This window comes from Sphaerisporangium krabiense (genome assembly GCF_014200435.1).
GTDB classification, from domain to species: Bacteria; Actinomycetota; Actinomycetes; order Streptosporangiales; family Streptosporangiaceae; genus Sphaerisporangium; species Sphaerisporangium krabiense.
The window spans coordinates 275460-298759 of record NZ_JACHBR010000002.1 but is presented as its reverse complement, the minus strand read 5'-3'; the positions used below and the strand labels follow the sequence as shown (position 1 = coordinate 298759).

General features: G+C 73.6%; 15 protein-coding genes. 4 read left to right on the top strand and 11 right to left on the bottom strand.

Features of this window, described 5'->3' with window-relative positions; genetic code table 11:
• The 6 genes from BJ981_RS29355 to BJ981_RS38720 all read right to left on the bottom strand — a co-directional run bounded on the left by BJ981_RS29355 (window position 1) and on the right by BJ981_RS38720 (window position 11294).
• Window positions 1-5787, bottom strand: a complete 5787-nt coding sequence (locus BJ981_RS29355) for a type I polyketide synthase (RefSeq protein ID WP_184616671.1) — start codon at window positions 5785-5787, stop codon at window positions 1-3.
• Window positions 5784-6770, bottom strand: coding sequence for an enediyne biosynthesis protein (locus BJ981_RS29350; protein ID WP_184616670.1), 987 nt, complete (start codon window positions 6768-6770; stop codon window positions 5784-5786). Before BJ981_RS29350 ends, BJ981_RS29355 begins: the two co-directional genes overlap by 4 nt.
• 2 nt (window positions 6771-6772) lie before the next feature.
• The gene (locus BJ981_RS29345; RefSeq protein ID WP_184616669.1) at window positions 6773-8743 is read right to left on the bottom strand and encodes a CRTAC1 family protein; all 1971 of its coding nucleotides are present in this window, start codon (window positions 8741-8743) and stop codon (window positions 6773-6775) included.
• The gene (locus BJ981_RS29340; RefSeq protein WP_184616668.1) at window positions 8740-9723 is read right to left on the bottom strand and encodes a DUF1702 family protein; all 984 of its coding nucleotides are present in this window, start codon (window positions 9721-9723) and stop codon (window positions 8740-8742) included. The genes BJ981_RS29345 and BJ981_RS29340 overlap by 4 nt, the downstream gene beginning before the upstream one ends.
• A 209-nt stretch (window positions 9724-9932) precedes the next feature.
• Window positions 9933-10925, bottom strand: a complete 993-nt coding sequence (locus BJ981_RS29335) for a DUF1702 family protein (RefSeq protein ID WP_184616667.1) — start codon at window positions 10923-10925, stop codon at window positions 9933-9935.
• Window positions 10926-11063: 138 nt separating this feature from the next.
• Window positions 11064-11294: an acyl-CoA carboxylase epsilon subunit gene (locus tag BJ981_RS38720; RefSeq protein WP_239139572.1), complete on the bottom strand. Its 231-nt coding sequence runs from the start codon at window positions 11292-11294 to the stop codon at window positions 11064-11066.
• Window positions 11295-11538: 244 nt separating this feature from the next.
• On the opposite strand from BJ981_RS38720, the gene BJ981_RS29325 reads away from it, so the two are divergent.
• Window positions 11539-12234: a carboxymuconolactone decarboxylase family protein gene (locus BJ981_RS29325; RefSeq protein WP_239139571.1), complete on the top strand. Its 696-nt coding sequence runs from the start codon at window positions 11539-11541 to the stop codon at window positions 12232-12234.
• 77 nt (window positions 12235-12311) lie between these two features.
• On the opposite strand, the gene BJ981_RS29320 is transcribed toward BJ981_RS29325, so the two are convergent.
• Window positions 12312-12707, bottom strand: coding sequence for a nuclear transport factor 2 family protein (locus BJ981_RS29320; RefSeq protein ID WP_184616666.1), 396 nt, complete (start codon window positions 12705-12707; stop codon window positions 12312-12314).
• 265 nt (window positions 12708-12972) lie between these two features.
• On the opposite strand from BJ981_RS29320, the gene BJ981_RS29315 reads away from it, so the two are divergent.
• From BJ981_RS29315 to BJ981_RS29305, 3 genes are all read left to right on the top strand, one after another.
• Window positions 12973-13530 carry a carboxymuconolactone decarboxylase family protein gene (locus BJ981_RS29315; protein ID WP_184616665.1) on the top strand — a complete coding sequence of 186 codons (558 nt, stop codon included), beginning with the start codon at window positions 12973-12975 and terminating at the stop codon, window positions 13528-13530.
• Window positions 13531-13593: 63 nt separating this feature from the next.
• Complete coding sequence (locus tag BJ981_RS29310; protein ID WP_184616664.1) at window positions 13594-14157, top strand: hypothetical protein; 564 nt, start codon at window positions 13594-13596, stop codon at window positions 14155-14157.
• A gap of 150 nt (window positions 14158-14307) precedes the next feature.
• Window positions 14308-15867, top strand: coding sequence for an NAD(P)-binding domain-containing protein (locus tag BJ981_RS29305; RefSeq protein ID WP_184616663.1), 1560 nt, complete (start codon window positions 14308-14310; stop codon window positions 15865-15867).
• A 51-nt stretch (window positions 15868-15918) separates the two neighbouring features.
• Here BJ981_RS29305 and BJ981_RS29300 read toward each other — a convergent pair whose 3' ends face one another.
• The 4 genes from BJ981_RS29300 to BJ981_RS29285 form a co-directional block, all read right to left on the bottom strand.
• Window positions 15919-17088 carry a carboxylate-amine ligase gene (locus BJ981_RS29300; protein WP_184616662.1) on the bottom strand — a complete coding sequence of 390 codons (1170 nt, stop codon included), beginning with the start codon at window positions 17086-17088 and terminating at the stop codon, window positions 15919-15921.
• 119 nt (window positions 17089-17207) lie between these two features.
• A complete protein-coding gene (locus BJ981_RS29295; RefSeq protein WP_184616661.1) occupies window positions 17208-18446 on the bottom strand; it encodes an MFS transporter in 1239 nt (412 codons plus the stop codon).
• Entirely contained in the window at window positions 18443-20896 is a 2454-nt protein-coding gene (locus BJ981_RS29290) for a lantibiotic dehydratase (protein ID WP_184616660.1), read from the bottom strand. Before BJ981_RS29290 ends, BJ981_RS29295 begins: the two co-directional genes overlap by 4 nt.
• On the bottom strand, window positions 20893-23232 hold the full coding sequence (locus BJ981_RS29285; RefSeq protein WP_184616659.1) for a lantibiotic dehydratase: 2340 nt from the start codon (window positions 23230-23232) through the stop codon (window positions 20893-20895). The genes BJ981_RS29290 and BJ981_RS29285 overlap by 4 nt, the downstream gene beginning before the upstream one ends.
• Window positions 23233-23300 lie beyond the last annotated feature (68 nt).

The window sequence follows — 23300 nt, the reverse complement described above, 5'->3', positions numbered from 1 at the left end:
CTACGGCCTCCCTTCGGTGAGCACCGCGAGGACCACCGGCGCCGGCGCGTCCCGCAGCGTGGTGGCCAGCGTCGCGACGCGCGTCTGACCGGAGGCGAACACCGCCCACGCCTCGCCGCCGCCCTCGTGGAAGGTGAGCCGCGCGCGGGCGGAGAGCCCGGCCTCGCGCATGCTCGCCACGGCGGCCTGCACGCGGGCCGCCGCGGTGCCGAGGCCCTCGCCGGTGCGGGCGGAGACCTCCTTGGCCAGCGGCAGGCGTGCGCCGAGCAGCTTCTTCCACTCGGCCTCGGTGCGCTCGGCGACCTCGGCCACGCCGGTGCCCGCCCCGCCGTCGGCGAGGACGACCAGCGTGAGCCCCGCGCCGTGGGCCGCGGAGACCACCGGGCCGCCCTCGACCTCCTGCCGTCCGTCCGGCCGCGCGCGCAGCGTGACCGGGCGACCGGCGGCGCGCCCGGCCGCGACGGCCGTCCGCGTCTCGTCGCCCGCCTCGTCGTGGTGCGGCTCGACGGCGACCGCGACGCGGGCGCCGACCAGGTCCTCCAGCGTCCGCTCCACGTACGAGCCGAGCAGCGGGGTGACCCACGGTCCCCGGCCGTCCTTCTTGCGGACGGCCTGCAGGCGCAGGCCCTCCCACCGCTCGACCACCTCGCCGGCGGGCGTGCGGACGGCGATGTCGTAGATGTAGGTGTCGCCGTCGCGCAGGCGCTCGGTGGCGCAGTAGCGCAGACCCTCCGTGCCGGTGAGCGCGGCCCCGCCCGCGTGCACCCGCTCGATGCCGGTCGGCAGCAGGGTCGCGTCGGGGACGCACACCTGGTTGCCGTGCATGAGCGCGTCGCGCATGCCCGGGTCGGCGAGCCGCAGCTCGCCGGGCAGGAACCCGGCGAACCAGTCGCGGGCGTCCAGCGCGGCCACCTCGGCGTCGACGTGGCGCGCGGCGGCGCGGTGGTAGCGGCGCAGGCGGTGGAAGCGCCCGCCCTGGAACAGCACGTCACCGTACATCTCGGTGGCCGGGTCCAGCGGCACGACCGGCAGGCCCTCGGCGACCTGGTCCGGCGGGCCCTGCGGCACCGGGTCCCCGGTGAACCGCACGGTCGCGCGGAAGTGGTCCACCTCGAAGCCGGTCTCCGCGCTGCGGATCGCGACCGCGACGGTCTCGCCGTCCTGGTCGCCGTCGACGACGGTGGCCGCGACCCGGATCGTCGTGCTGCCCGCGGGCGGCACGATGATGGGCCGGACGAACTCCGCCTCCTCGATGACCGGCGCGGTGCCGCGCCCGGTGACCGCGCCGGCGACCTGCGCCATCGCCTCCATGCCGAAGACGGCGGGGAACAGCAGGTTGCCGTCGAGCAGGTGGTCGGCGAGGTACAGGTCGGTGCCCGCGTTCATCTCCACCTCGGTGACGAGCTCGACGCCGTGGTAGTGGACGAGGGGCTTGTCGACGAACCGCAGCAGCGGCAGCTCGGGCAGGTCGTAGCGGGCGGTGTCGATGCCCTGCGTACGGCCGCTGATCACCACGGTGGCGGGGACGTCGGGGTCGGTGACGAGCCGGCGCATGATCTGCACGCCCTGCTCGGGCGTGATGGCGGTGACGCCCATGCGGCCGAGCGCGTCGACCACCGACAGCTTCTCGCCCATGCCGACCTCGGACCAGACCGACCACTCCATGCAGATCGCCCGGCAGCCGGGGTGGGTCTCCCCCACCTCGCGGGTGATCTCGGCCATCCAGTCGTTGGCGGTGGAGTAGTGCGCCTCGCCCTGCAGGCCGGCCCGGCCGATGATGCTGCCGAACGTGACCAGCAGGCGCAGCGCGCCGGGGTCGACCGCGTCCAGGACGTTGCGCAGGCCGTCGACCTTCGGGGCGAAGGTGCGCCGGAACGCGCCCATGTCCAGGCCGGTCAGCGCGGCGGGCTCGTTGCGGCCCGCGCCGTGCAGGACGGCGGTGACCTGCCCGAGCTCGGCCGCCAGCCCGGCCACCGCGGCCCGTACCTGGGCGGCGTCGGTGACGTCGGCGCGGGCGTAGCGCACCGTGACGCCGGAGTCGGCCATCCGCCGCAGGTTGTCCGACAGCTCCTGGTCGGCCGCCGGGTCCGAGCGGCCGAGCACGGCCAGCTTGGCCCCGGAGTCGGCGGCCACCGCGAGCGCGCACTCGGCGGTGATGCCCTTGCCGCCGCCGGTCACCAGCAGCACGTCGCCGGCGCCGAGCGGCCGGTCGGTGCGGGCGGCCCGCACCGGCAGCACGCGCAGGGTCGGCACCCGGCGCGCGCCCCGGTCGTCGTAGAACACCTCGGAGAACCGGGTGGTCGCGGCGACCTCGTCCACGACGCGGGCGACCACGTCGGGGCCGGGGGGCAGGTGGACGATGGTGGTGCGCAGGTGCGGCGCCTCCAGCTGGAGGGTCTTGGCGAGGCCGGCCGCGCCGGCGCCGTGCTGGACGGCGACGAAACGGGTGCCCGGCTCGCTCGCGACGGCCTCCTTCGCGGCGCGCAGCGCGTGCTCCAGGTGCGCCTCGGCGCGTCCCTCGGGCAGCACCACGACCAGTCCGGAGCCGACGCCGCCCGTTTCGAGCGCCTGGTGCAGCGACTCGGCGAGCGGGGTCCCCTCGGGCGCGAACAGCCGCCACCGGCCGTTCTCCTGGGGAGAGGTGCGCGCGGGCAGCGGCAGCTCGTCCAGGTCGACCGCGAACGGCCGCGACCAGGGGGCGGCGCCCGCGACGATCGCGGGGCCGGCCGCCTCGGCGTTCCTGGCGTCCGCGGCCAGCGCGTCCAGGGCCTCCGACAGCTCGCGCAGGCTCGCCGTGGCGAGGTTGGTCGGCGCGTTGGAGGCCGGGACGCCGAGCCGCTGGCTGGCCTGGTCGATGATGTGCATCACCGTGACCGAGCTGAGGTGCAGCTCGTCCAGGGGCCTCGCGTCCTCGCTCACCATCTCCAGCGGGAGCTCGGCCCGCTCCGCGGCGAGGCGGCGCAGCAGGTCGATGCTCGACTCGGCGCCCCCCGCCCCGGCGGCCGGCGCGGCGGGCTCGGCGACGGCCGGCGCCGCGGCCGCCTCGCGGCGGACGGTGCCGGTGACGCTGACCTGCGGCGCCTGCTCGACGGGGCTCTCGAAGAACGAGAACTCCGTCCCGACCTCCAGCGGGCGCAGCAGCCGCCCGTGGAACAGCTCCTCGTGCACCACCGGCACGCCGGAGACGTACGCGGCGCCGGCCACGCGCAGCAGGCCGGTCAGCGACTCGTCGTCGGTGTCCAGCGGCACGGCCGGGACGTCGGTCACCGACGCGGCGAGGCCGCTCAGCACCCGGCCCGGGCCGACCTCGACGAACAGGTCGATGTCCTTGGCCGCGCGCTCGACCGCCTGGGTGAACAGCACCGGGTCGGTGATCTGGTCGCGCAGCAGGACGCGGACGTCGGTGGACGACGCCAGCGTCTCCCCGGTGACGGTGGAGACGATCCGCCGTCCGACGGGGCCGAACTCCTCCTCGTCGAGCGCGGCGCCGAACTGCTCGGCGGCCGGGGCGACCAGCGGCGAGTGGAAGGCGTGGGACACCGCGAGGCGGGTCCACTTCAGGCCCGCGGCGGTGGCCTTGGCGCCGAACGCCTCGACCGCCTCGACCGTCCCGGCGACCACGGTCTGCTCGGGGCCGTTGTACCCGGCGATGACGACGGGCAGGTCGCCGAGGAGCTGGATCACCGCGTCCGGCGTCGCGCGGACGCCGGCCATGGTGCCCGTGGCGCTGCTGCGCTCGGTCATGGCCCGGCCGCGGACCGCGGCCACGCGCAGCAGGGCGTCCTCGTCGAGCGCGCCGGCCCAGTGCAGGGCCGAGATCTCGCCGAGGCTGTGCCCGACGGCGACCTCGGCGTCCACGCCGATCAGGGACAGGGCGCGCAGGCCCGCGATCGAGCCGGTCACGATGCGCGGCTGGGCGACCGCGGTCGCCACCATGTCGCCCGAGGTGGGCAGGTCCGCCCGCAGGTAGATCTCCTCGACCTCGGCGAACCTGCGGCGCAGCGCGCCGCCGCTGGTGCCGCGCCCCGACCCCTGGCCGGGGAACAGGAAGCCCACCCGGCCGGGGCCGTCGGCGTGGCCGAGGAACGCCCGGCCGTCCGGCGTGATCAGCGTGGTCTCGCCGGCGTCGAGGGCGTCGATCGCGCGGCGGAGCTGCCGCTCGGCGTCCTCGGGCGAGGTCGCGACCACGGCGGCGCGGAACGGCAGGTCGCGCAGGTCGCGCTGGAGCGTGGCGGCGAGGTCGGCGACCTGGCCGTACGACACCGTGATCACGAAGTCGGCCAGCTCGGCGAGCCGGTCGCGCAGGGCCTGCGGCGACGCGGCGTCGGCGAGCAGCAGCTCGGCGTCCTGGGAGGACGCGGCGAGCTGCCGGGTGCGCGTGGACAGCACGCGCTTGCGCGGGCCGGTCTTCTCCAGCACGACGTGGGTGTTGATGCCGCCGAAGCCCATGGCGGTGACGCCGGCGCGCACGGGCACGCCGGCGGGCCAGGGCTCCGCCTTGCGCAGGGCGCGCAGCGTGGCCGACTCGGAGGTGAGGATGTCCTGCGGGTCGACGCAGCCGATGGTCGGGGGCAGCACCTGCTCGTGCACGGCCATCGCGGTCTTGATGAGCCCCGCGACGCCGGCCGCCGCCTTGGCGTGGCCGATCATGCCCTTGATCGAGGTGACCGCGGCCGGCACGTCGGCGCCGGCCTCGGCACGGGCCTCGGACAGGGCGGTCAGCTCGGTCTTGTCGCCGACCGCCGTGCCGGTGCCGTGGCCCTCGAACAGCTCGACGCTCTCGATGCCGAACCCGGCGCGCTCGTAGGCGCGCCGCAGCGCGAGCTTGTACCCGCCGACCTCGGGCCGGGTGATGCCGCCCTTGCCGTCGGAGGAGATCCCCCAGCCGGCGATGGTGGCGTAGATCCGGTGCCGGGCCGCGAGGGCGTCCTCCTCGCGCATCAGCACGACCATGCCGCAGCCCTCGCCCGGCCAGAAGCCGTTGGAGTGCCGGTCGTACAGGCGGAACTCGCCCTTGGCCAGGGCGCCGGTCTTGGCGAAGCCGATGATCTCGAACGGGTCGATGGACAGGTCCACCCCGCCCGCGATCGCCACGTCAACGTCGCCGTCGATCAGGCCCTTGCAGGCGGTGGTCACCGACAGCAGCGACGAGGAGCACGCGCCGTCGACGGTGTAGCCGCCGCCGTTCAGGTCGAAGTGGTTGCAGATCCGCCCGGCGATGGTGTTGGAGAGGCCACCGGCCAGGGTGTCCTCGTCGACGGGCGGGAACGGGTTCTTGTAGGTGACCTCCAGGTCGGCGAGGAACGTGGCGAGACGGTCGTCGTCCCAGCCCTGTTCCTTGAGGCCCGCGGCCACGGTGCGGCGGACGTACGGCCAGCGCAGCCGCATGACGTTCGCCCTGGTGAACTCGCCGGTGAGGGTGTTGCCCACCACCACGCCGGTGCGCTCCCGGGGCAGGCCCTCCGCCCCGGGGAATCCCGCGTCCGCCAGCGCCTGGCCCGCCATGTCGAGGGCGAGCCAGTGGGTCAGGTCGGTGGAGCGGTACGTGCTACCGGCGATCTTGTAGCGGACCCGGTCGAACTCGTAGCCCTCGATGACCGCCGCGGTGCGCGCGTAGAAGGTGTCCGGGGTCGCCGGATCGGGATCCCAGTAGTCCTCAAGGCGCATGCGCACGTCGGGCAGTCTTCTGAAGGCGCGGCGACCGGCGAGAGCGTTCTCCCAGAGCTCTCTCGGAGACGTGGCGTCCGGATACCGGCACGCCATGCCGACGATCGCGATCCTGGTCATACGGCGGCGACCTCTTTACCGTTCGGCGAGATCGCGTCGACGGGCAGGGGCGGGAGCGGCTGGGGCGCCTGCGCCGCCTCGCGCTGCTCGCGGGCCTTGTTGACGAAGTGCAGCGCCCAGAAGAAGCCGCCGCGGATGGCGCAGATGCCGGCGGTGGCGAAGAAGAGCGCGTAGGAGATGTGCACGGCGGTCAGCAGTCCGTACATCAGGGCCACGCCGCCGCCGAAGGCGAACTGGGACCACGGCTTGGACGGGCTGGTGCCGGGGTCGGTGACCATGTAGTTGCTGTACAGGACGAACGCGACGCCGGTCATCATGGCGAGCGCGGCCGAGATGGACGTGCCGAAGAAGATGCCGCGGACGACGGCCTGGAGGGCGAAGACGCCGACCCAGCCGGCGATGAGCGGCATGCGGCCGGTCAGCTTGCCGTTCAGCATCGTGCCGCCGACGATGATCAGGCCGGGGATCAGCCAGTCGGCCCAGGTGTCGATGTTCTCGGTGAAGTGGTAGGGCGGCGCGATGCTCGCCCACGGGAACACCAGCAGGATGACGGCGATGCCGAAGTTCGAGGGGTTCATGTAGTGGCGCATGCGGCCCTTGACGGGGGCGCGGAGCACCCACTTGGCGCCGACGGCCACCACGACGCCGAACACCAGCACCATCACCTGGTCGTTGACGTAGATCAGCATGTTCATGGCGAGGCTGGTGATGTGCGCCGGGTAGAGGAACTCGCGCAGGCCGCGGAAGCCGTTGCCCATGTAGCGGGGGGTGCGTCCCTCGACCTTCGCGCCGATCTTCTCCAGGGCGATCTCGGTGGTGTACCCGACCGCGAGGGCGATGAAGGGCCAGAGCCACGGCTGCTCGAACCCGAGGATCGTGTAGCCGACGATGTTGAACACCGTGATGGACAACGCGAAGTTGCGCAGCGCGATGACGACCTTGGGGTCGTGCCGCGGCGGAGCGCTTGGCTTCTGGTCAGACATGATCACTTCTCCTTGGCCTGCTGGCCGAGCGTGAGGGAGTGCCAGCCGGGGGTGAGCTGAAGTTCCTGCTTGTGCGGCTTGCCGCTGCGGTCACGCCACTGGATCTCCGCCTTCAGCGGGCCGGCGACGTTCGGACCGAGGCCGATGTGGACGTCGGTGCTGCGCCGGCCGGAGTGACCGCTGCTGCCGTCGACGCGGGCGACGAACTTGCGGCCGTCGGGGGTCATCACGCAGACCTGGGCGCCGGTGACCGGCGAGCCGGGGGCGGAGAGCGCGCCCTTGGCGGCCTTGCCCTTCGCGGCGGAGGTCTCGTGGGTCAGGCGCAGGCCGACGAAGGCGCCGGCGTCCGGGCTCTGGTTCTGGTAGAAGACCGGGGCCTCCCACTGGCGGGCGACCGCGAAGTCCAGGCGGCCGTCGCCGTCGGCGTCGCCGGTGGCGATGCCGCGCGTCGGCACCGGGATGGCCAGGCCGAGCTCCTTGGCCAGGTCGACGTAGCGCCCGGAGGGGCCCTTCACGAAGAAGTGCAGCGTCTGGTTGCCGCCGATGTCGTCGCCCGCGGTGGCGTTCGGCCACCAGAACGGGTTCTGCAGCATTTCGTCGTTGGCGGTGGCGAGCTCCTGGAGCTGCGGCCAGCGGTCGGTCTGTCCCTTGACGAAGCCGGTGGCCTGCGCGATCTGCAGCTCACCGCTGTTGTTGAAGTCGTCGATCTTGACGTCCCAGCCCCAGCCGGACCACGCGGTGCCCGCCGGGCCGCTCTCGTCCTTCCAGGGGGCGACGCCGTCACGGAGCTGGGCGCGCAGGTCCTCCTGGTTCTTGGCGGTCGAGACGAACTGGAAGTTGCTCTCCTCGATGCCCCACGAGGTGGTGATGTTGCTGACGAACATGTCGTAGATGCCGTCGTGGTCCAGGTCGCCGAAGTCGACGCCCATTCCCTTGAAGGAGTCGCGGCCGACCGCCTTGGACTTGGGGATCAGCGGCGTGCGCACGCCCTGCACGAGCGACAGCTTGATGTTGCCCGGCGTGGACCGGTTGTAGTACATGCGGTCGGGGCCGAAGTCGTTGGCCAGGTACAGCTCGGGCAGCAGGTCGCCGTCCAGGTCGTTGGCCGCGGCGGCGAGCTCCCAGCCCTTGGCCTCGTCCTTGGGCAGGACGTCGTCCTGGCACTGGTAGGCGGGGGTGCCGCCCTGCAGGCCGGTGAAGCGGAAGAAGTAGTCGTCGCCGCCGTTGTGCGCGGCCGACATCGAGTGGTTCATGTGGACGCCGCCCGCGACCTTCGGGTCCAGGACGGGGCCGTCGGCGAAGTAGTTGCCGATGAAGATGTCGTCGTGCCCGTCACCGTCGAAGTCGGCGACGGTCGCGGCGTTGGTGTTCCACTGCGGGCCGGTGTACTTGCCCCCCGCCGAGTTCGGGCCGGGCACCAGCTCGACCGACCGGTAGGCGCCCGCGTCCAGCTTGGTGGCGCCGGGCTGGGCCAGGTAGATGATCGGCGTGCGGCCCCACATGTAGACGAGCAGGTCGATGCGGCCGTCCTCGTTGTAGTCGCCGGGGACGCAGCCCATCGGCGCCATGACGTCGTTCATCGGCAGCGTGCTCTTCAGCGCGAACGGCGCGTACCGGGTGGCCTTGGCGCCCGGGGCCGGGGTGATCACGACCTGGTCGATGCGCGTGTCCACGAGGCAGATGTCGTTGGACAGGCCGTCGCCGTCGAGGTCGTTCATCGCGACGGCGGCGCCGACCGAGGAGATCCAGGCGTCGATGTGCTTGTAGTCCTTGTTCACCTGGCGGATCGACTTCTGTGGGTATCCGCTGGGCAGCGCGATCGACAGGGGCTTGAACGCGAACTTCTGCGCGATGGTCGCCGCCTCGGCGGACGAGTAGCTGGGCAGCCGGGCGATCAAGAAGACGCTCGTGACCAGCACGAGAGCGACGACTCCCGGGAGCTGTCTGCGAAGCCAGCCAAAGGTCGTGGTCACTGGGTAACACCTCCAAGAGTTACAAGTTGGTCGGCGATGCGCCGGCGCCACACCTCGTAGGCGGGCACATCACCCTGGTCCGGCTGGTCGGGAATGGTCTCGTAGCAGACCATCGCCGCCCGTTCGGCCGTCGTGCCGCAGAAGACGCTCGTCGCGAGCTCGGTGGACGGCACGACCAGGCCGGGCCGGTACCGCGCCTCGGCGGCGAACGCCGACCCCTGCGCGAGCTGCGGACGGTACTGGCCCGCGCGCTCCCTGAACCTGCGCAGCTCGTCCTCCTCGACGCCGCAGGCGTAGGTCGCGGCCAGGCCGCTCCCGGCGAACAGGTCCGCCCTGCGGCGCTCGGGGAAGGTCTCGATCAGGTCGGCGACGACGTCGACGTCGGTGCCGCCGACGAACCACATGGCCCGGCCGATGCCCTGGTCGATGACGCGGTTGGCGTAACCGGGAGGGCCGCCCGCGGGCCACGGGAACGCGGGGTCCTGGTACTGCTGCCGCACGTACTTCTCGGTGTGGAAGTACGCCTGGTGGAAGCCGTATCCGTCCAGCGCGAGCCACCGCAGCAGCGGGTCGGGCGCGTGGAGGCGGGACCACAGGACCTTGGGCAGCCGCGCCATGGCCCAGCCGACCCCGACGTAGATCAGGTCGGTCTGGGCCTCCCCGCGCGGGCCGGCGAGGAACTCGGCGACCTTGCGGCCGCTGGTGAACGGCATGGCGTCGAGGATCGCGAAGCCCATGCCCGCGCCCTCGTAGGCGAAACCGCGGAACCTCGGAGGGAGCGTCTCCAACCGCTCCTCGGCCTCGGCGGTGGTACGCGACTCCACCGCGTACCCGAATCCGGTGAGGAACATCTCCCCGACCGTCTCCAGCAGGTCACGTGATTCCTCGTTTTTCACGTGGAATCCGCGCGTCGAAAGTTTCGTCTCCGAGACGTTGGGTGTGAGAATACGGCGCCTCAGCGACCGAAGAAGGCTGGTCAATTACCTCTCCCTCCCGCGGGAGTTTCCCCTTGTCCAGGGGTCGTGTTTGGTCAAATGTAACCATCGGCATTGACACCGGACCCACTTCGGACTTGCTCAACCGTGTCCGAGCGGGAATCCGTTTCCCGGCATGCCGGAGCCGGCGCGCCTTTCCATGAACATCCGCCCGCGATGAAGCGACCGGCGAATTTCCGCTATGAAAAAGGGCTTCAGCCCGCGACGGGCGAGCCCTCGGAGACGAATCGCGCCCGCACGCCGCGCCGCCACAGCTCGTAGGCGGGGACGCCGGAGGCCGGCGCGGTCACGGCCGCGTCGTCGGCGAGCGCGACGGCGCCGCGGACGGTGAGGCCGGCGAGGACCGAGGTGGCGACCTCGGTGTGCGGGGGCACGAACCCGGCGAAGTCGCGGGCCTTGGCCGCGAAGACCGCGCCCTGGGCCACCTCGGGCCGGTACTCGCCGGCCTCGGCGCGCAGGATCGCGAGGACCTCGGGCTCGGCGCCGCCGGCGAAGGTCGCGGCGAGGCCGACGCCGCCCCACAGGTCGGCCTGCCGGTGCGAGGCGAACGCGCGCACGTGCGCGGCCACGTCGGCGGCCTGACCGCCGTGGATGAACCACAGCGCCCTGCCGATGCCCTGGTCCACCGCGCGCAGGAAGTAGTCCGGGGACCCCTCCCACGGGTAGGCGGCGGGCACGCGCTGCTCGTCCACCCAGCGCCGGGTCTCGAAGTAGGCGCGGTCGAAGCCGTAGCCGTCCACGGCGAGCCAGCTCATGGTCGGGTAGTAGGCCGAGCCGCTCAGATCGGGCATGACCTTCTTCCACAGCGGCCTCGGCAGTCGCGCCATGGCGAAGCCGATGCCGATGTAGGTGAGGAAGATGTGCGGCTGCCCGGGGCCGAGGAGGAGGTCGCGGGTGCGGTGCCCGCGCCCGCCGCCCATCGCGTCCACGACCGTGAACGCCATCGTCGCGCCCTCGTAGGCGAAACCGCGGTGCTCGGGGTCGACAAGGCTCAGGCGGCGCTCGACCTCCCACTGGTCGCGCGCGTCGATTCCCCACTCGAATCCGCAGATCACCGCCTGGGGAATGGCCTCAAGCCGCCGTGTGGCGTCCGTCGGGGTGACGGGAAAACCCCGCTCGCCGAAAGTCACCTCGGCCAGCGACGGCGTCAACAGGAGTCTGCGCAGCGAACCGAACAGGGTAGGCATGATGCTCCTCACGTTTCACCGTCAGCCGATGACGGTTACTCACATCAGCGACCATTTCATGGTCATATGCGCGATCCGTGAGTTACATCTCCCGTATTGCGGTACCATGCCGACCCGGGAATTTCCCGCATTTCCCCGTCAGGCCCAGCCGCTCACGCGCCAGGCGCCGGCGTCTCCGCCGGGGGCGGGGGCGCGCCGGGCGGCGTCCCGCCAGCGGCGCCGGGCGGGCTCCGCGGCATCTGCGGAGACCTGGGGATCCTCGGCGTTCTCTGCGGAGGCGGCGCGGGCGGCGAGCGCCACGATGAGCGCGGCGAGCTCCTCGGGACTCGGGTCGCCGCGAACCACGGTCAGGTACGATTCCGGCGCCACCGCGCACCCCCGATCACTCGTCCGACGTCCAGCGTCGCCCCGCGCGGCGGCCGGGGACAACTTCTCGCTTGCCGAGTCGCGCGACGCGCGCAAACCATTCCTGTCAACCCGCGCGGCCGTCAGGAACCGGACGCGCGCCCACAGCTTCATGAACGCGCGCGGCCCTGTTTCCGCGCCGCCGGGCGACGCACAGTGGCAACTGCGCCGAAACGGCGAGATGACGCGAGAAAGGGCTTCGGACATCATGACGACCTCGGTGACCCACCCGGCGCCCCGGCCCGCCGGCGACGTGGCGGACGCGAGCGCGCCCGAGGAAATTTCATCGCATCTGAAATGGCCCCAGCGTCCTCCTTCGGTTTCTCTCGGTGACCGCCGGGATTCGGGCCCGCATATCGCGCTCGGCACCAACGAACCCGGAATACGGGCGCTTTTCCAGTACCGCCCGGAGACGGCGCATCCCCTCATCCTGCTGTCCGAGGTGCTGCTGTGCGGGGAGAGCACGCTGAGCCGCGGCGACCGGGAGCTGATCGCGGCGTACGTGTCCGCGAGGAACCAGTGCCGGTTCTGCTTCTACACCCACGCGGCCTTCGCCGCGGTGCGCGCCCCCGAGGGCATGACGCTGGTGGAGCAGGTGTGCGAGGACCTCGACTCGGCACCGGTCACGGCCAAGCTGAGGGCGTTGCTGCGCATCGCCGGCACCGTGCAGCAGGACGGCAGGCAGGTGACCGGCGAGCTGGTGGACGCCGCCCGCGAGGCCGGCGCCACGGACCTGGAGATCCACGACACCGTGCTCATCGCGGCGGCGTTCTGCATGTACAACCGCTACGTCGACGGCCTGGCGACGTTCGCGCCGGAGGACCCGGCCGTCTACGCGGCGCGGGCCAGGATGACCGGCGGCTACGTGGCGGTGAACGGCGAGCAGCTGCCCCGGGCGTCCTGACGGAGCCCGGGCGGTCCCCGGCCCGCGCGGCGGTCGCGGCACAGGCCGGGCGGGCTCCCCCGGAGCCGGGCCGCGGTCTAGGAGAAGAACTGGTCCACGGCGTAGGAGTCCTGCGGGAAGCTCCAGCGCTCGGCGATCCTCCCGCCGGCGATCCGGAACACGTGGACGCCGCGCTCGTCGAGCTCCTTGCCGGCGCGGTCGCCGCGGATGCGCAGGAACACCGCGATGTGCCCGTCGCCGGACAGGAAGGCCTCCGGCTCGTAGCGCATGGTGTTGCCGGTGACGTCGACGAGCCGGGACAGGTAGCCGATCACGTCCGCCTTGCCCCGGTACTCGCCGGCCAGCGCGCCGTGCCCGGGGACGTGGAAGACCACGTCGTCGGCGAGCAGGTTGTCGCGGATGTAGTCCAGGTCCCCCTTCGTGATCGACTCGTAACTCGCACGGGCGGCGCTGATGTCGGGATTCTCAGACATTACGGTCTCCTCATGAGCGGTGCGGATCTTTCGGAGGGCGCGACGGCGACGCTACGCGAGTGGATCAGGACAGACAAAAGGGAGTTAGGACAGACTTACCTACCGGCCACGTGCCAATAGGGGTGACCGTAATTACGGACTTGGACGTACATAACACGCGGTAAATCGGACCATTGACACCGGCCAAAACCATGACGAGCATGAACATTCGTCGGATGGTCCTCGCCGGGCCGCACGGCGCCGTTCTCGTGCGACAAGGAGCCCCATGCCCCACATCGCCCTCGGTAACGACGAGCCCGGGGTCCGCGGCCTCTTCCGGTACCGTCCGGAGACCGCACGCCCGCTCATCGAGCTGGCCGAGGTGATGCTCCGCGGGGAGGGCCCCCTGACCCACGGCGAACGCGAGCTCATCGCCGCCCACGTCTCGGCGCTCAACGACTGCGACTTCTGCTACCGCTCCCACGCCGCCAACGCCGCCGCCCAGCTCCCCGAAGGCATGCACCTGGTGGAACGCGTCCGCGACGACCCGGGCGCCGCCCCCGTGCCGGACCGGCTGCGCGCCCTGCTCGGCATCGCCACGGCGGTCCAGCGGGGCGGCGAGCACGTGACCGAGGCCCACGTGGCCGCGGCGCGCGCCGCGGGCGCCACGGACCTGGAGATCCACGACACCGTGCTGCTCGCGGCCGCGTTCTGCATGGTGAACCGCTACGTCGACGGGCTGGCGACGTCCGCGCCCGACGACCCCGCCATGTACGCGGCACGGGCCGGGCACGTCGCCGCGGACGGGTACCTGTCCCTGCTGGCCCGATCCCCCGAGCACTGACCTCCGGCGCGCCACCGCCCCGCGCGCGGCCGCCGCGTCCGACGAAAGACTGGAGCACAGGCGATGGCGACACACTCCGGCGCGTTACCCTCGCGCGCGGGCCTGATCGGCTCGATGAACACCGACCACCACCGGCTCGGCCTCAACGTCTTCCTGTTCATCGTGCTCGCCCACTGGGCCGAGCACGTCGCCCAGGCGATCCAGATCTACGCCCTCGGCTGGCCGCTGCCCGAGGCCCGCGGCGTGCTCGGCGGGCCGTTCCCCTGGCTCGTGACCTCCGAGTGGATGCACTACGGCTACGCGCTGCTCATGCTCATCGGGCTCATCCTCCTGCGCAAGGGCTTCACCGGCAGGGCGCGCACCTGGTGGTACGTCTCGCTCGGCATCCAGGTCTGGCACCACTTCGAGCACCTGCTGCTGCTCGGCCAGAAGCTGACCGGCCTCTACCTGCTCGGCAAGCCCGTGCCGACGAGCGTCCTGCAGCTCGTGGTCCCGCGCGTGGAACTGCACCTGTTCTACAATGCGGTCGTGTTCGCGCCGATGGTGGTGGCCATGTGGCTGCACCGCAGGCCGAACACCGCCGAACGCGCCGCGATGAGCTGCCGCTGCGCGGCCGCCTCCGCGTGAGCATGACGGGCGTGAACGCCGGGGCGCGGAGCCCGTGACGCGTGCGTTCGCCCGGCGCTCCGGCACGCGACGACCACCCCGTCTCCCCCACGCGAGGCGGGGCCTGCCCATGCCGCGAGCGCGGCGTCACCCCTCGCAGGAGGACCGTCCATGCCCCCGACCGCCCCGGCGGCACGCGCGCACACGCACCGCTACCTGATCATCGGAGCCGGCCCCGCCGGACTGCAGCTCAGCTACTTCCTCGGCCGCGCCGGCCTCGACTACGTCACGCTGGAACGCGAGGACGCGCCGGGCGGCTTCTTCCGCAGGTTCCCCCGCCACCGCCGGCTGATCTCGCTCAACAAGGTGAACACCGTCGAGAAGGATCCGGAGATCCTGCTGCGGTGGGACTGGAACTCGCTGCTCAACGACTCCCCCGCCCTGCAGTTCCCCCGGTACTCGCGCGAGTACTTCCCCTCCGCCGACGACCTGGTGCGCTACCTGGCCGACTTCCAGCGTGAGCACGCGCTGAACGTCCGGTACGGCACCGCCGTCGAGCGCGTGGAGAAGTCCGATGGACGCTTCACCGTGCACGCGGGCGGCGAGGTGTTCCACGCCGAGTGCCTCATCGTCGCCACCGGCTGGGGCGGGCCGTACATCCCCGATATCCCGGGCATCGAGCTGGCCGACGGCTATGAGGACGTCAGCGTGTCCGGCGAGGACTTCACCGGCAAGCGGGTGCTGATCATCGGCAAGGGCAACTCGGCGTTCGAGACCGCCCACGCCATGCTGCCGCACGCCGCGATCATCCACATGGCCAGCCCCAGCCCGACGCGGCTCGCCTGGACGAGCAAGCACCCCGGGCACGTGCGCGGCCAGTACGGGGCACTGCTGGACAGCTACTGGTTCAAGACCCTGCACGGCGTGCTCGAATGCACCGTCGACCGCCTCTGGCGCGAGGGCGGCCACTACAAGGCCGCCATCACCTACACCCTGGCCGAGGGTGAGCAGGCGCTGCTGGAGTACGACGCGGTGGTGCGCTGCACCGGCTTCACCATGGACGCGGGCATCTTCGGCGCCTCCTGCGCGCCCGAGACCCTCCGGGGCGGGCGCATGCCCGCGATCGGCCCCGACTTCCAGTCGCCGAACGTGGACGGCCTGTACTTCGCGGGCACGCTGATGCAGGCCCGCGACTTCAAGCGGGCGTCCTCGGCGTTCATCGACGGCTTCCGCTACAACCTGCGCACGCTGGCCGCGCTGCTCGCCGAGCGCTACGAGGACACCCCGCTCCCCCGGCACCCCGTGCCGGCGGACGCCGGCGAGCTGACCTTCACCGTGCTGGAGCGGGTCAACCACAGCTCGGCGCTGTGGACGCAGTTCGAGTACCTGGCCGACGCCTACGTGCGCGACCCGGCGACCGGGGGGTTCCATCGCTACGAGGACCTGCCGGAGGACTACGCGGCCGAGCGGTTCGCGGGCGAGGACCTGCTGGTCACGGTCACGCTGCGGTGGGGCCGCCGCGACCACGGCGACGTGTTCGCCATCCAGCGGCACCCGACGCCCGACCGCGCCGACGAGAGCGCGTTCCTCCATCCGGTGGTCCGGGTGTGGCGGCGCGGCGCGCAGGTCGCCGAGCGGCACCTGCTGGAGGACCTCCAGGCGCAGTGGCGCGACCCCGTCCGGCACGTCGAGCCGCTGCGCCGCTTCCTGAGCGAGCACCTCGCCCCCTGAGCGGCCCGCCTCGCCCGCTGAGCGGGCCCGGCCGAGGCGGCCCGTGGCCCGTCAGGCGTGCTCTTGCGGCTCGTCCCGATCCGCGGGGCCGATGTACGACGCCACCAGGTGGTCCACCACGTCGGCGGCCCGTCCGCGCGCGGCGAAGGCGGCGCGCTGGCGGGCCGCGCCGCCGCCCTCGGCCAGCAGGCGCTCCAGCCGCCGGGTGACCACGGCGAGGTCGCCGGTGCGGGCCAGGGACGGCCTGATGTGCGCGAGCAGCGTGCCGACCAGCTCGGCCGCCGGGCACAGCCGCCCGGTGAGCGGGTCGATGCCGTGCCCGTCCAGGCCGTCGCGGCAGGCGCGCCAGTACGCCACCCGCAGCCGCTCGCCCGACAGGCGCGGGCCGTGGTCGCCGCGCTCGACCCGCTCCAGGGAGACCACGACCAGCGCGCGCACGATCGCGGCCAGTAGCGCCGACTCCCCCGCCGTGCCGGCGACGTCGGTGACCCTGACCTCCAGCGTGGGCAGGTGGGCGGAGGGCCGGATGTCCCAGAAGATCGTGCCGGGGTCCACCAGCGCGCCGGACTCGCCGAGCGCGGCCACCACCTCCTCGTACTCGGCCAGCGAGGAGAAGTACGGCGGCGGGCCGGCGACCGGCCACTTGCCCCAGGTGAGGGTGCGGTAGGAGGCGTAGCCGGTGTCGTGCCCCTGCCAGAACGGCGAGTTGGCCATCAGGGCGATGAGCACGGGCAGCCACGGCCGCAGGTGGTTGCTCACCAGCACGGCCCGCTCGCGGTCGGGCAGGTGGACGTGGACGTGCCCGGCGCAGATGGCGGCCTCGTCGTGCAGGGAACGGTAGTTGGCGATGCCGATCGCGTACCGGGGGTCCTCGTGGATGAGCGGCGGCACGTAGTCGCCGAGCACGGCGGTGCCGGTCGCCACCGGGGCCAGCCCTTCCTCGCGGGCCGCCGCGGCGACCTCCGCGCGCATGCGCCGCAGTTCGCGCTCCAGCTCGGGCAGCCCGGCGCACGGCGGCGTCTTGGCCTCCATCTGGAACATGGTGAACTCCAGGCTGACCCGGTCGTGCAGCCGGCGCCCGGCGCGCCGGACCACCTCCGCCCCGCGCGGCATGGCCGCGCGCGTCGCCGGATCGACGACGAAGTACTCCTCCTCCACCCCCATGAGAGGACAGGTCGCGTCGAACGGCACCGCCTCCGGCGACGGCACGGTGACCGTCATGCCCACCCCCACGTTCACTCTGCCGCGCGGCCCGGTGGCCGGCGTGCGGACGAAGCCAAGCTACCCATCCATCCCGCGCGCCGTGGGCACTCGCCGAAGGATGCGGCTTATGCGGGGTTTCATGCGGAAACCGCCCGCGGACGGCGGAGTGCGAGGGTCAGCAGGGCCGCGGCGACCGACATCGCGGCGGCCACCAGGAACCCGCCGCCCGGACGCCCGTCCGCGGCCAGCGCCCCGGCCGCCGTGGCCGCCAGCGCGCCGCCGCCCTGCCCGAGGGCGTTCAGCCACGCGAACGACTCGGTCATCGCGTCCTCGGGCGCGACCTCCTCCATCGCCGTGTACTGCGCCGTCATCATCGGCGCGAGCGCGACGCCCGCCACCGCGAACACCACGGCCAGCAGCCACAGGTTCGTCACGGCGACCGCCACGGCGTACCCGGCGGCGAGCACGGCGAGGAAGACCCCGAGGTGCGCCGCACTGGTGCCGCGCAGCTTCACCGCGCCGTAGGCGAACCCGCCGAACACGCTGCCCACCGAGAACGCGGCGATCAGCAGGCCGCCGAGGTCGGCGTGCCCCTGGGCGTCCGCGGTGGCCAGCAGCGCGACCTCGACGCCGGTGATGCTTCCCGTGGCCAGCAGACCGACCGGCAGCATCCAGCGCACCCCGGCCACGCGCAGCGGGCCGCGCCAGTCGCGCGCCGCGCCCTCCACCGGCCGCAGCGCCCCGATCGCCGGAGCCCCGGCCAGCGCGAGGCACCCGGCGGCGGTGAACACGGCGGTCACGCCGATGGCGACGCTGGAGTTCGACACCGCGAGCAGCAGGGCCACGACCGACGGGCCGACGATGAACACCGCGTCCACGATGACGGACTCCAGGGCGAAGGCCGCCGACCGCAGGCCCTGGTCGGTCAGCGAGCGGCTCCACATCGTCCGCATGACCGGGCCGATCGGCGGCAGCAGCGCGCCGACCACGAACGACAGCGCCAGCGGCACCACCGCCGGCGTCTCGGCGGCCAGGGCGGCCAGCAGCGCCAGGAACGCGAGCGCCTGGCCGGCCCCGGCGACCAGCAGCACGCCCCTGGCGCCCCGCCGGTCCACCGCGCGGCCCCGCAGCGGGCCCGACACGCCCACGCCCACCGCGTAGCAGGCGGCGGCGACGCCCGCCTGGGCGTAGGAGCCGTTGCTCTGGACGAAGCCGGTGACGAGCAGCAGGCCCGCCATGCCGCTCGGCAGCCGTCCCACCAGCGCGGCCAGGGTCATGGGCACGGCGCCCGGGGTCGCGGCGAGCCGCAGGTAGCGTGCCATGCCGGTGACGGGGGCCTCGTGGGCGCTGTGTCCGATCTCGGCGTCGGTGCTCATGGGTCTCCTCCTGGTCGGGTGGCGGCCTCGCGCTCCCACCACACCAGGCAACTGGTGCGCAGCTCCGCGCAGACGGGGTCGCCGTCGGGTCTCCACCACAGGTCCGGATAGTCGGGCAGCATCTCGGTGACGATCACCTCGGCGGCGGGCGGCCGCATCAGGTCCGCGACCGCGTGGACGTCGGCGAAGTCCACGAACAGCGGCTTGGGCTCGTCCGGGTGGCGCACGAACACCCGGCGCGGCAGCCCCGCCTCGCGCCGCAGCCGTTGCGCGGCCTCCCAGGCGGGCAGGTCCCGCAGGCCGCCGGGGGTCCGCAGCCGCCATCGGGCGCGTTGCACCACCACCCCGTCCACCACGATCCTCGGGGTGCGGGTGCCGGTCTCGACCGTGACCGGGTTCAGCGCGGGGACGGCCAGCGCCCGGTGCACCTGGGACGGCAGCTCCCCGCTGTACAGCCGCAGCCTGCGGCCCTCGACGACGACCGCGGCGCCGTCGGCGTCGATGTCCACCTCGGCGATGGGGACGGTCCTCGCGCGCGGCTTCACCGAGAAGCCCGCCACCTCGACGCCGGTGCCCGGCATCTCCGGCAGCAGGAACTTGTTGCGCCGCCGCGACACCACGGCGGCCATCTCCGCCGGGTCGAACACCTCGACCAGCCGCCGCTCGAAGTCCGCCCTCAGCGTCTCCCCGTCCGGGTGCAGCCGCGTGACCCCGCCCGCGTTGTACGCGCCGTCGTCGTGCAGCTCCCCGAGCACCCAGGTCGCCTCCCCGAGCGGCCCGGCCGCCATCAGATCCGGCCCCGCGACCGCCGCCAGATGCTCCCCGGAAACCGGGACGGGCACATGCGCGGCCACCAGCCCCGCGATGTCCTCCCGCGTCAGGTGAACGACCTCGACCTCCGTCCCCGGCACGCCCACGGCCTGACCGGCGCGGGCGGCGACGAGGGAGGCGAGGTGGGCGCGCAGGGCGTCGGAGCGATGGGTCACGGGCGGGATGTGGAGGGTGCCCGCGCGGGCCAGGGGCGTACGGCGGCCTCCGGTGGCCGCGCGCAGGGCCTCGCGGGCGTCCTCGCGGGCCACCAGCGCGGCGAGGTAGGAGAGCGGCAGCACCGCCTCCAGGGCGCGGGCCATCCCGGCGACGGCGGGGCCGCCGAGCACCGTGCGGCCGCTCAGCGGGTGGGCGCGCTCCTCGTGCAGGACGTAGCGGTCCACGTAGTGGCGTCCCTCGCCGCGCCTGGCCTCGGCGCCGAGCTCCTCGGCGACCGCCTCGGCCTCGTGGAACGCGGCCCGGCGCTCAGGCCAGGGGCGCGCGGCGAACGCGGCGGCCGCCCGCGCCACCCGGTGCGCCGGGCCGTGCGGGTCGTCCTCTGCCGCGAGCAGCGTCGCCAAGGGATACATCTCGTGGCTGGGCAGCGGCGTGGCGTGGATGACGACGGGCCCGAGCTCGCCGAGCAGCGCGGGCGCGTCCTCGACGGCGATCCCGGCGGCACGGCACGCCTCGGCGAGCGTCCGCTCCCCGTCCAGGACCACCCACAGCCGCAGCGCCCGCTCCCCCACCCGCTTGAACCGCCCGTCCGAGGCGCTGACCAGCCGTCCCTCACCGAGCCTGAACAGCGGGTGCCTGCGCGGCCTGCGCCGTTCCATCGGCGTCTCCGCGTGCCCCGTCCTGGCGAGCAGCTCCAGCAGCCAGATCCCCGGCTCCGCGTACACCTGCTCCGCCCCCGGCACGCCCAGGGCCAGCGGCTCCGCCACTTCGGGGTCCAGGTGGACGAAGTGCGTGGGCCCGAAGAAGGACGTCTGCTCGCACCGCACCGACAGCCGCCGCAGATACCTGGCCGCCGTGCCGACCGCCCTACGTTCCCGCTTGTCCGCCGCGCCGCCGGAGGAGGCGAGCGCGAGCACCCGGGGAAGGCCGTGCGTGAAGAAGGTCTGGCTGGACAGGAAGACCGCCTGCTGAAGCCGCGGGTCGCGGAACAGCCCGGCCAGGCCCAGGTCGGCGCGACGCCGCGCCGCCGCGTACAGGTCCGCCACCCGTCCGTCGGCGACGGCGACGGCGTCCACGAGGCCGTTCCACCGAGCCACGGCACCGGCGGGCGCCCCGGACCATCCGGCGACCTCCCTGTCCCCGAGCCGCCGCCCCGCCACGACGGCCCGCCTGACCTCCCGGGGTGGAACGGCGGAAGTGGTGAGAAGTTCGCGACGCGGCGCGTCCAAGGCCTCGCGGAGGCTCGCCGCCTCGTCGGTGGCCGTGAGCAGCTCGGGCGCGGCCAGGCCGGCGAGCCCGGTGACGGGGAAGCCCGGTGTGCGGAGCAGCGCCCACGGGAGCAGGTCCCACCGCAGCCGCCCGTCCCCGAAGGAGAGCGCCCCGTCCACCCGTACCTGAGGCAACGGCCGCCCGGGGTACGCGGCCGTCGCCATACCCGCCGGGGAGCCGTCCAGCGCTCCTCTCATCGGGCCTCCGCGTAGGTGGGAGAGGGTGAGGCCGGGGAGGTGGCGGGGCGGGTGAGTTGCATGCGGAGTTCGCAGGTGTAGCGGCCGGCCTCGTCGCGGAGCCACAGCTCGCCGGGGCCGGGGTACATCTCCTCGATCAGCACGTCCCGCCCCTCGGCCCCGGCCCCGTCGCCGCGCAGGTGGCCGAGCAACTCGGCGGCGAAGGGCGAGGCCGTGTCGACGAGGACCGGCTTGCGCTCGGCCTCGACGCGGGCGAACACGAACCGGGGAAGGCCGTGCCGGCGCGCGAGCCTGCGCAGGGCAAGCAGCGCCGAAGGGCCGCGCCCGCCCGCGGGCAGCTCGCCCGCGGGCAGGGTCCAGCGTTCCCGCTGGTAGCAGGCATCGCCGATCGTCACCCTCCCGAGATGCCCGTACGTCCCGCGCACGGGCGCGTGCAGCACCGACGGCGAGGACAGCGCCGCGAACGGGGGGTAGGTGGTGAGGTCGTTGAGCATCGGGTACAGCTCCCGGACGCGTCCGGCGGCGTCCACGAGCACGGGCCGCCCGTCCCTCAGCTCGACCGTGCAGTCCGCCGCGGCCACGTTGTCGTCGCGCGCGTCGGGGTCGGCGGCGTTGAAGACCAGCCGGGGGCCCGGGAACCGGTAGAACCCCTTGTTGCGCCGGCTGGTGGCCAGGGCGACCACGTCGCGCCCGTCGCCGTCCAGCCAGTCGGCGGCGGCGCGGTCGAACGCCGCGGGGTCGGGGTGGAAGGTGGTCAGCCAGCCGGTGAGCAGCAGGTGGTGGTGGACCCGGGCGAGCAGCACCCGCCAGGTCCCGTCCGCCCCCTCCTCGGGCGAGGCCATGGCCAGGCACACGTCCGGCAGCGCGTACCTCGCCTCCCCGCCGGACGGGCCGAGCGCGTCCGGGCTCAGCCGCACGGGCTCGCCGTCCCCCGCCGGGACGGTCACGGGCCGGACGGGTGAGAAGCGGCTGCCCTCCTGGTTCTCCGGCCGCGCGCGGGCCGCGTACGCGGCGAACCCCAGCGCGCCGCCCGCCTCGCGGACGATCTTCGCCATCTCGTCGCGGTGCCCGCCCTGGACCTGGTCGCCGAAGGCGGCGGACAGCTCGAGCGCGGGGGCGAGCGCGGCCTCCAGCCGGGCGGCGGCGTCACGGCCGACGACGAGCCGGAACGGGGACGCGGCCTCCTCGAACAGCACGAGCCTGTCGGCGTACACCGCGCCCGCGCCGCGCCGGGCCGGCACGCCCGTGAGCTCGGTGAAGGCGGACTCCAGCTCGGCGAGCACGGCGCGCCGGGCGTCCACGTCGCCCGCCGCCGTGCCGAACCGGTCGCACAGGGACGCCAGGCCGTCCAGCCGCCGCACCCAGCCGTCGCGTGCCTCGGAGGCGGGGAGCGCGGACAGCGACGCCCTAAGGCCGGGCAGCGGGTCCACCCGCTCGCCCGGCACGTCCAGGCCCCTGACCAGCGCGCCCGCCGCCAGCAGCGGCCGCAGCGCCTCGACGGCGGCACGCGCGGGGACGCCCGCCGCCTTGGCCAGCCCCGCGAACCCGGCGGGGTTCTCCTCCAGGAGGGCGACCAGCCGCAGCGCCTCGGCGCCCGGCCGCAGGGGCTCCTCCAGCCCGTCCACCTCGATGGCGTCGCCGGAGCGGCGGGCGAGCAGGCTGAGGCGGATCGGCACGTGCGGGGCCAGCGTCCTGTCGCGGGCCGCGGCGCGGGCCAGCTCGGTGACCGCCCAGTACGCGAGGAAGGCGCGCCTCGCCGGGCTCGCCACCTTCTCGACGGCGAAGCCGTCCCCGTCGGTGACCTGCCCGTACCCCATCGGCCCGTACGCGCTGGCCGTCTCGTTCTTGCCGCAGAAGCGCTGCAGGTAGGTGTAGAGCTGGCGTTCCACGCGGCGGTGCTTGGCGGTGTCGGGCGCCTCGTCCAGCTCCAGGTAGCGGGCCACCATTCCTTCGTACATGCCGGGGTTGCTGGTGAACACCGCGTCCCTGAACGTCGGCGTGGCCGCGTGGTCGCGCAGCCTGCGGCGCAGCCCCGGCAGGTCGCCGGCGTGCGCGGCGGCCATGCGGTCGTAGGCGGCCCGCCAGCGGGCGACGATCTCGCGGGCGCCGCGCGGCACCGAGGGGGCGCCTCCGGCGGCCAGGGTGGCGACCACGGCCGGCGCGGCGTCGCCGAGCGCGTTGCCGAGCTCGTCCTCGACGTCCAGCACCTCCTCGCACGCGGCGAGGACCGCCGGGGCGGCGCCGAGCGACTCCACCCAGTCGAAGGGCAGCCCCGCGTGCCGCAGCACGAAGACGGGGGCGAGCGTCCACGGTGACGTGCCGCCGGGTCGATTCACCTGTTCTGCCTCCTCCAAGCCCAACACCCCATCAACGCCGGCCGTGTCGTCGTCGGTCGTGGCCATGT

What these genes read in the sequence shown, in the direction of transcription:
- BJ981_RS29355 (WP_184616671.1), bottom strand. Translation starts at nt 5,787, where the DNA reads ATGACCAGGATCGCGATCGTCGGCATGGCGTGCCGGTATCCGGACGCC.
- BJ981_RS29350 (WP_184616670.1), bottom strand. Translation starts at nt 6,770, where the DNA reads ATGTCTGACCAGAAGCCAAGCGCTCCGCCGCGGCACGACCCCAAGGTC.
- BJ981_RS29335 (WP_184616667.1), bottom strand. Translation starts at nt 10,925, where the DNA reads ATGCCTACCCTGTTCGGTTCGCTGCGCAGACTCCTGTTGACGCCGTCG.
- BJ981_RS29325 (WP_239139571.1), top strand. Translation starts at nt 11,539, where the DNA reads ATGACGACCTCGGTGACCCACCCGGCGCCCCGGCCCGCCGGCGACGTG.
- BJ981_RS29320 (WP_184616666.1), bottom strand. Translation starts at nt 12,707, where the DNA reads ATGTCTGAGAATCCCGACATCAGCGCCGCCCGTGCGAGTTACGAGTCG.
- BJ981_RS29315 (WP_184616665.1), top strand. Translation starts at nt 12,973, where the DNA reads ATGCCCCACATCGCCCTCGGTAACGACGAGCCCGGGGTCCGCGGCCTC.
- BJ981_RS29310 (WP_184616664.1), top strand. Translation starts at nt 13,594, where the DNA reads ATGGCGACACACTCCGGCGCGTTACCCTCGCGCGCGGGCCTGATCGGC.
- BJ981_RS29305 (WP_184616663.1), top strand. Translation starts at nt 14,308, where the DNA reads ATGCCCCCGACCGCCCCGGCGGCACGCGCGCACACGCACCGCTACCTG.
- BJ981_RS29300 (WP_184616662.1), bottom strand. Translation starts at nt 17,088, where the DNA reads ATGACGGTCACCGTGCCGTCGCCGGAGGCGGTGCCGTTCGACGCGACC.
- BJ981_RS29295 (WP_184616661.1), bottom strand. Translation starts at nt 18,446, where the DNA reads ATGAGCACCGACGCCGAGATCGGACACAGCGCCCACGAGGCCCCCGTC.
- BJ981_RS29290 (WP_184616660.1), bottom strand. Translation starts at nt 20,896, where the DNA reads ATGAGAGGAGCGCTGGACGGCTCCCCGGCGGGTATGGCGACGGCCGCG.